This window comes from Kitasatospora nipponensis (assembly GCF_039528135.1).
Classification (GTDB): domain Bacteria; phylum Actinomycetota; class Actinomycetes; order Streptomycetales; family Streptomycetaceae; genus Kitasatospora; species Kitasatospora nipponensis.
Window position 1 is genome coordinate 1 of sequence record NZ_BAAALF010000637.1, and the last position, 803, is coordinate 803.

The following is an 803-nucleotide window of genomic DNA, read 5'->3' on the forward strand; positions in this document are numbered from 1 at the left end:
CCCGGCCTTGGAGCAGGCCAGCAGCAGGGCGATGGCGTGCCCCGAGGTGTCGGACTCCAGGATCACCCGGTCCCCGATGTCGAGGCCGAGGTCCAGCAGTGCGGCGGCGTACCGCTCGACCCGGTCGGCGAGCTCCCGATAGGTGGTGGTGACCAGCCCGCCGACTCGGTGGGATTCGACCAGGGCGGGTCGTTCGGGAGCGAATGCGACCGGGGCGAGCATGAATTCATGAATTCGCTCGGCAGGCCGCTGCGCGTAATTCTCGGCACTCAAGTTCACGTGAATCAGTCCCCTGTCGGCTAGAGCTATCCAGGGTTTTGGTACCACGGATGTGCCGCCCCTTGTACACCCGTAATCCCACTCTGGGGGCCCTAGGGGGCCTTAGGGGCTTGGGCGCGTGTTCGAGTTTCCGTAGTGTGCGTTTCTGTGGCTGCCCGTGGGCTGCCCGTGCGTGGCCTGCCGGCGAAGACGGATAAAGTGGAGCGTATCTCGATGAGCGAGTCTGGGAGTTTCGTTTCCGGTGACGGGCAGACGCCGGTGGACCGGTCCGAACTGGTCCGTCGACTGGAGGCGCTGCCGGTTTCCGAGCAGCGCCGCGTGCTGCTCGACCTGGTGAGTGAGCAGACCCGGGCGGTGCTCCGCAGAGTGCGCCCCGGCGTCGATCCGGTGGTCGAGGCCGACCGCCCGTTCAAGGAGCAGGGCCTCGACTCGCTCGGTCTGGTCGAGGTGCACGCCCGGCTGAACGCGGCCACCGGACTGGCCCTGCCGGTCACGGCGGGCTTCGACCACCCGACCCCCGCGCT

2 protein-coding genes are annotated in these 803 nt (G+C 68.0%); one reads left to right on the forward strand and one right to left on the reverse strand.

Going from position 1 to position 803, the window contains the following annotated elements:
- On the reverse strand, positions 1 to 222 hold a 222-nt coding region (locus tag ABD323_RS42415; protein ID WP_344447392.1), incomplete at its 3' end, for an AMP-binding protein.
- Positions 223 to 492: 270 nt separating this feature from the next.
- On the opposite strand from ABD323_RS42415, the gene ABD323_RS42420 reads away from it, so the two are divergent.
- On the forward strand, positions 493 to 803 hold a 311-nt coding region (locus ABD323_RS42420; protein WP_344447393.1), incomplete at its 3' end, for an acyl carrier protein.